This is a genomic window from Streptomyces sp. NPDC054847, from assembly GCF_053610925.1.
On the sequence record NZ_JBSGZJ010000411.1, the window covers coordinates 1 to 6328 of the forward strand.

A 6328-nucleotide genomic window follows, 5' to 3' on the forward strand; every position below is an offset into this window, starting at 1 on the left:
GCCCCCGGACCGTGCACACGGTCCGGGGGCAGCGGCGTTCGCTGACGGCAGGTCAGGATCCCTTGCGGGGAGCGGGGGGCAGCGCCGCGGGCTGGTGGACCGCGTGCCGGCCGGTCTGGTGCGAGTGCCTGCCGCCCTGCTGACCGGTGGAGTAGCCGGAGTGGCCGCTGGTGTGCCCCGTGTGGCTCGTATGGCTCCCGTAGCCGAGGAAGCCGCCGCGGACGCCGTGCAGCCCCGCCCCGAACCCCTTGAAGTCCAGATCCTCCTCCCCGCTGCGGTCACCCGGCAGCGTCTTGAACGCCCTGAGGTACTCGGAGTACAGCGCGTCGTAGATCGGCGTGGCCGAGCGGCCCGGCGAACCGTCGCGCGCGGGGCGCATGGCAGGGATCTGGCTCTGGAAGGGCTGGGGGGAGGGGTCGTATGAGTGCACGTACCTGCAACGACGCCGCAGTCCCACGGATGCGGGCTGCGGCGAGCTGCATTCTTCCGGGGGACGGTACGAGCCGTCGCCGGCGCGCGCGGACGTACGCCGGGGCAGGAGAGTGGCCCCGGCGTACGTCTGTGCCCGCCGGGCCGGTCGGCCGGCACGCTGTGGTCCCTGGCGCCGGCGGACCGGATCCGGGCGGCGTCGGGACGGCTCAGGTGCCGGCGAGCGGCATCGCCGCGGCGACCAGACGGCCGTTGGCCGCCGCCTTCTCCAGCGCGTCCCGCAGCAGGTCCTCCCGGGGCTGCTGGCCGATCGAGCCGACCGGGGCGGCGTAGACGAGGACCGTGTTCGTCTTGTTGGCGGCCGTCCGCCAGCCCTCGGTGACCTGGAGCGGCTGGTGCGCCTGCCACCAGGCGACGGGGCTGCCACCGCCGGTACCGGGCTGGAGCACGGCGTGCAGCTGCCCCATGGCGATCAGGACCGACCAGCCGGGCAGCTGGGACGGGCGCCGGTTCACGTCCCCGACGGGCAGGAAACCCTGCTCGATCAGGAGCGGCAGGAAGTCGTCGCCGCCGTGGCCCGTGGTGCCGGGGCGGGCGATCGGCGCGGTCGGCTCCACGACGAGGGCGGGGTGCACGTCCCCGTCGAGGAGGATGAGGCCGCTGGTGACACCGAGCACCGCCTGCTGCGGAGCCGCGCCCGGGATCTGCGGCTCCTCGCCGGTGATGGAGCGGACGGCGCCCTGGAGCTGGTCCTCCGCGACCTGCACCACCTGTGAGGGGATGCAGGTGGCGTGGGCGAAGGCGAGCACGGCCGTCTCGTCGCCCACGAACAGCACGGTGCTGGTCCGCTCCTGGTCGGAATCGCCCGGGGTGCGGCAGGAGGTGCAGTCGTAGCTGCCCGGGGCGTTCAGGCCGGCGAGCAGCCGGTCGGCTTCTTCGTCGCCGATCTCGGCGCGTACGTCCTCGCTGACGTCGAGCATGCGCGGCACGGGTGGCTCCTCGGACTTGATCAGGTGTGCCGGGCGGGTCCCGGCACGAAGGTTCAACGTGCGACCAGTCGCGGGGGTCACGCGTGAAACGGCAACGAATCGAACCGCGCCGTGTCACGTCGGCCCACAGGCCCCCGCGGTCACGGCAGGCCGGGAGCGGCTGACGGGCCGGGTCCGGCCGGGGCGAGTTCGCCGGGCTCACCGCTGAACACGACGGAGCCGCGGCGCAGTTGGTGCACGACCACCGGGGCTCCGGGCCCCCGCGTCAGGGTCTGCGGGAGCCGCTGCTCGGCGACGACGACCGCGGCGTCGAGCCCGCGCAGCAGCCGGTGGTACGGCGAGCATCCTTGCACTGTGCCCCGAACCGTCGGACGCTGGAAGCCGAGATACGGGTGGTGAGCGACATGTTCAGCCCAAGGAACTCCCGACCCGCGGCCTGGGCCGCCGCAGCGGTTCTGGTCCTCGGACCACTCGCCGCCGCTTGCGGGGACGACGGTGACGGAAGCTCCCAGCCGGCGACGTCGCCCCCGACGACAGCAGCCACTCCAGAGAGCCCTACTGACGGTGCGGAACCCGCCGATCCGGCGGCGGCCGAGGAGCAGATCAAGAAGAACTGGACGGACTTCTTCGACCCGTCCGTGCCGACGGACGAGAAGGTGAAGCTCCTCGAGAACGGCGAGGCGCTGCGTCCTGTCCTCACGGCCTTCGGCAACGACAAGAACGCCGCCCGGGTGACCGCGGAGGTGACCGGCGTCCAGTTCACCTCGCCCACGCGGGCGACCGTGACCTACAACCTCATGGTCGACGGCAACACGGCCCTGCCGGACGCCAAGGGCACGGCCGTCCTCGAGGGCGACACCTGGAAGGTGTCCCAGAAGGCGCTGTGCGCCCTGGTGGAGCTCAGCCCGAATGCCGGCGCTGTTCCGGGCTGCTGAGGCCACCGCGCGCGGACTTCTGCTTCCCGTCTCCTTCCGGCCCTCGACGAGCCGCCCGCCTCGCGACGGGCCTGCCTGTCCGTCGTGCGCCGCCAGTGCGGCCGGGGCTGGGTCACACAGAGTGGCGACAGGGACCGGAACTGCTACGACGTACCGCAGATCCCGTACCGCCCCCGATGGGCGGTTAAAGTCTTGGGTCAGACCTCCTGACCAGGAGGGCATTCGCGCGACCAGGGGGGACGCGGGAGCGCCATGCGCATCTCATTTCTGCTCCACAACGCCTACGGCATCGGCGGGACGATCCGTACGACGTTCAACCTCGCCTGCGCGCTCGCGGAACGGCACGACGTGGAGATCGTCTCCGTCTTCCGCCACCGCGACCAGCCGTCCATGGGCGCCCCTGCCGGTGTGACCATGAAGCACCTGGTCGACCTGCGGAAGAAGAGCCCCGGCTACGACGGGGACGACCCGCTCGCCCGGCTCCCCGCGAAGGTCTTTCCCCGCGGCGACGGCCGGCATCGGCAGTACAGCCGCCTCACCGATATCCGGATCGCCGCCCACCTGGCCACGCTCGACGCGGACGTCGTCGTCGGCACCAGGCCCGGCCTCAACGTCCACATCGCCCGCCAGGCCCGCCGCGGCGTCGTGCGCGTCGGCCAGGAGCATCTGACGCTCGACAGCCACGGATACCGCCTGCGCCGTGAGATCGGCCACCGCTACGCCCTGCTCGACGCCGTCACCACCGTCACGGAGGCAGATGCCCGTGCCTACCGGGAGCGGCTCAAACTGCCGGGAGTACGCATCGAGGCCGTGCCCAACAGCGTGCCCGCCCCGGGCGTCGCCCCCGCCGACTGCACCGCCAAGTGGGTCGTCGCGGCCGGGCGCCTCACCCGGGTCAAACGCTACGACCTGCTGATCAAGGCCTTCTCCAAGGTGGTCGCGGCCCGCCCCGACTGGCGGCTGCGGATCTACGGCAGCGGTGACGCGACCGGTAACGAGAAGCAGGCGCTGCGCGACCTCATCGAGGAACGCGGCCTCCACAACCACGTCTTGCTCATGGGCCCCGCCAGCCCGCTGGAGCCTGAGTGGGTCAAGGGCTCGGTCGCCGCCGTGACCTCCAGCCTGGAGTCGTTCGGCATGACGATCGTCGAGGCGATGCGCTGCGGCCTGCCCGTCGTCTCCACCGACTGTCCGAACGGACCCCGCGAGATCATCGACGACGGCGCCGACGGCCTGCTGGTCCCGGTCGGTGACGTGGACGCGATCGCCGACGCGCTGCTCCGCCTGATCGGCGACGACGAACTGCGCCGGAGCGCGGGCCGCGCCGCGCTGGTGTCCTCCGCACGGTTCGACCCCGCGCCGATCGCGGAGCGCCACGAGGCGCTGTTCACCGAGCTCGTCGCCCATGGTGAGGGGGGACGCTCGCGCAGCGCGCTGCGCGAGGCGCTGCACCGGGCGCGGAGCTCGCTGTACGACGGGGTCTACGCACTGCGTTACGTTGCCGCGGACCTGATCCGCAGGGGGAGGAAGAGCGGATGAGCACCCCGACGGCCGAGGAGCACCCGGCGCCGCGCGCCGACTGCCTCGCCGCGAGCGACGGTGGCATCACCTTCGACGTCTCCGGGCAGGCGGCCTCCGGCGCGGTCCTCGTCCTGAGACGGCGCGGCGGCAAGGGCCCGGCGGACGAGCTGCGGCTGCCGCTGAAACCTGAGGGCGACCGCGCCGCCGCACGGGCCGTGCTGCCCGCCACGGCGGAGCTCGCCGAGGGCCGCTGGGACGCGTACACGGAGACGGGCCGGGCCGTCCTGCCCGGCATCCGCGACCTGCGGGTCCTCGTGGACCGGGCCCCGGCGTCCGGCCCGGTCGCCGTACACCTCCCGTACCCGACCGCCGACGGCCGGCTCGCGGTGCGCTGCTGGCGGCGGGCACCGCACGCGGAGGCCGGCGAGCTCGCCTTCGCAGCCGAGCAGGGTGCCATGTCCGTGACAGGCGTGCTGTACGGGGCGGAGCTGGGCGAGGGCGCGAGGGCGCAGGCCCGGCTCCGGGCGGGGGAGCGGATGCACGAGGTGCCCGTCACCGGCGAGGGCCGTGCGTTCGGTTTCACGCTGCCGTACGGGCCGCTGGCCGCGGGCGCCGAGGACGCCGGCGCCGGCAAGGAACGGCTGTGGGAGCTGTGGCTGCGGCCGGCCGCGGGAGCTGCCCCGATGCGGATCTCCCGCATCCTGGACGACGTCTGGGACAAGAAGTCGATCTTCATCTATCCGAAGCAGCGCATCGCCGGGTACACCGTCACCCCCTGCTACACCGGCGACAACGACCTCTGCGTCCGCGTCACCCCGGCCGGCTGAGCGCCCGCACCGGCCCCGAGGAGTTCATCATCGCGGACAGAAGCTGTCCGCGATGCCTGGCAGACTCGTTCGCATGTTGGAGACCTCGGCACGACTGCTGCGCCTGCTGTCCCTGCTCCAGGCCCATCGCGAATGGTCCGGCGCCGACCTGGCCGACCGGCTCGGTGTCACGCCCCGGACGGTCCGCAGGGACGTGGACCGGCTGCGCGAGCTCGGCTATCCGGTCAACGCCAGCCCGGGCACCGGCGGCGGCTACCAGCTCGGCGCGGGCGCCGAACTGCCGCCGCTCCTGCTCGACGACGAGGAGGCCGTCGCCGTCGCCGTCGGCCTGCGCACGGCGGCGGGCCAGGGCATCGAGGGCATCGGCGAGACCTCGGTACGGGCGCTCGCCAAGCTGGAGCAGGTGCTGCCGAACCGTCTGCGCCGGCGGGTGAGCGCGCTCAACGCCTTCACCGTTCCCATGCTGCGCGGACAGCAGCGTTCCACCGTCGACCCCGGTGTGCTCACCGAGCTGGCCAACGCCTGCCGGGACAGCGAGCGGCTGCGCTTCGAGTACCGCGACCACGGCGGCGCCGCCACCCGCCGCACCGTCGAGCCGCACCGCCTGGTGTGCACGGAGCGCCGCTGGTACCTCGTCGCCTGGGACGTGGAGCGGGGCGACTGGCGTACGTTCCGGGCCGACCGGATCGTCCCCAGGCCGCCGCACGGTCCCCGCTTCGCCCCGCGCACGCCCCCGGCCGACGACCTCGCGGCCTACGTCTCCAAAGGCGTCTCCATCGGCGCGTACGCCGCCCACGCGGTCGTCCTGCTGCACACGTCCGCCGAGCAGGCGGCCGGGATCATCGGCCCGTCCGACGGGGTGCTGGAGGCGGTGGACGACAGCCGCTGCCTGCTGCGGACCGGGGCCGCGAGCCTGGATGTGATGGTGGTCCACCTGATGCTCCTGGGCGTCGACTTCGAGGTGGTCGAGCCGCCGGAACTGACCGGGCACATCCGGGCGATCCGTGACCGGCTCTCGCGGGCCCTTGATACGGAAGGGCCGGCGAGCCTGGAGGATTCTGTAAAGGAAATGTGAATTCCTCGCGTTGGGAATTGTCCTGCCGACCGGAATTCGCCGGAATCCCATGAGTCGATGGAAAGCAATTGGCCATGATCCACAGGTGCGTGCCGAATGACACATGAACGCACCCGAAACGCCCGTTCGGGTGAACCGGTTCGAAGCGATCATGTGTCGTGAAGCTGTGACAGAAGCGTGACCCCCGAGGGATCTGGGGCTGCTGGGGTCATGGCCGTCCCGGCTTCCGTCACCGTCCGCTGCCGCCTACGGTGGTGAGCATGGCACCCATACCGACTCCTCCCGCACAGCCCGACGACAGCCCCGAGTCGTACGTCGGCCTCGACGCGGCGGCAGCCGAGCAGCAGGCCCGCGAGCGGGGCTGGTCGACCGTCAGAGCGCTGCCGCCCGGTTCGATCATCACCATGGAGTACGTGGCGGGCCGGCTGAACTTCGAGGTGAAGGACGGCTCGGTGATCCGCTGCTGGAAGGGCTGACCAGGCCCGTCCCCCCCGCAGGCCACGGGCTGAGCGGCCGGACACGGAACATGCGTGGGCCCCGGTACTCGACGAG

7 protein-coding genes and 1 pseudogene are annotated in these 6328 nt (G+C 72.5%); 5 read left to right on the forward strand and 3 right to left on the reverse strand.

Annotated elements, in window-relative coordinates; all coding sequences use genetic code 11:
- Nucleotides 1-52 precede the first annotated feature (52 nt).
- The 3 genes and pseudogenes from ACWGH4_RS28705 to ACWGH4_RS28715 form a co-directional block, all read right to left on the reverse strand.
- Nucleotides 53-379: a hypothetical protein gene (locus ACWGH4_RS28705; RefSeq protein ID WP_441266567.1), complete on the reverse strand. Its 327-nt coding sequence runs from the start codon at nt 377-379 to the stop codon at nt 53-55.
- A gap of 259 nt (nt 380-638) precedes the next feature.
- The gene (locus tag ACWGH4_RS28710) at nt 639-1418 is read right to left on the reverse strand and encodes a hypothetical protein (protein ID WP_159693370.1); all 780 of its coding nucleotides are present in this window, start codon (nt 1416-1418) and stop codon (nt 639-641) included.
- A gap of 140 nt (nt 1419-1558) precedes the next feature.
- Nucleotides 1559-1768: pseudogene (locus ACWGH4_RS28715) on the reverse strand (ABC transporter); the annotation flags it as partial.
- A 54-nt stretch (nt 1769-1822) separates the two neighbouring features.
- Here ACWGH4_RS28715 and ACWGH4_RS28720 point away from each other — a divergent pair.
- The 5 genes from ACWGH4_RS28720 (at nt 1823) to ACWGH4_RS28740 (ending at nt 6252) form a co-directional block, all read left to right on the forward strand.
- A complete protein-coding gene (locus tag ACWGH4_RS28720) occupies nt 1823-2353 on the forward strand; it encodes a hypothetical protein (RefSeq protein ID WP_453466048.1) in 531 nt (176 codons plus the stop codon).
- A gap of 252 nt (nt 2354-2605) precedes the next feature.
- Nucleotides 2606-3892, forward strand: coding sequence for a glycosyltransferase family 4 protein (locus tag ACWGH4_RS28725; protein WP_453466051.1), 1287 nt, complete (start codon nt 2606-2608; stop codon nt 3890-3892).
- The gene (locus tag ACWGH4_RS28730) at nt 3889-4701 is read left to right on the forward strand and encodes a hypothetical protein (protein ID WP_453466053.1); all 813 of its coding nucleotides are present in this window, start codon (nt 3889-3891) and stop codon (nt 4699-4701) included. The genes ACWGH4_RS28725 and ACWGH4_RS28730 overlap by 4 nt, the downstream gene beginning before the upstream one ends.
- A gap of 73 nt (nt 4702-4774) precedes the next feature.
- On the forward strand, nt 4775-5776 hold the full coding sequence (locus tag ACWGH4_RS28735) for a helix-turn-helix transcriptional regulator (protein WP_453466055.1): 1002 nt from the start codon (nt 4775-4777) through the stop codon (nt 5774-5776).
- 260 nt (nt 5777-6036) lie between these two features.
- Nucleotides 6037-6252, forward strand: a complete 216-nt coding sequence (locus tag ACWGH4_RS28740) for an I78 family peptidase inhibitor (RefSeq protein WP_441266561.1) — start codon at nt 6037-6039, stop codon at nt 6250-6252.
- Nucleotides 6253-6328: the final 76 nt, after the last annotated feature.

Bases quoted from the DNA above. Each gene is read 5' to 3' on its own strand.
- ACWGH4_RS28725 (WP_453466051.1), top strand. From the start codon at position 2,606: ATGCGCATCTCATTTCTGCTCCACAACGCCTACGGCATCGGCGGGACG.
- ACWGH4_RS28720 (WP_453466048.1), top strand. From the start codon at position 1,823: ATGTTCAGCCCAAGGAACTCCCGACCCGCGGCCTGGGCCGCCGCAGCG.
- ACWGH4_RS28735 (WP_453466055.1), top strand. From the start codon at position 4,775: ATGTTGGAGACCTCGGCACGACTGCTGCGCCTGCTGTCCCTGCTCCAG.
- ACWGH4_RS28730 (WP_453466053.1), top strand. From the start codon at position 3,889: ATGAGCACCCCGACGGCCGAGGAGCACCCGGCGCCGCGCGCCGACTGC.
- ACWGH4_RS28705 (WP_441266567.1), bottom strand. From the start codon at position 379: ATGCGCCCCGCGCGCGACGGTTCGCCGGGCCGCTCGGCCACGCCGATC.
- ACWGH4_RS28740 (WP_441266561.1), top strand. From the start codon at position 6,037: ATGGCACCCATACCGACTCCTCCCGCACAGCCCGACGACAGCCCCGAG.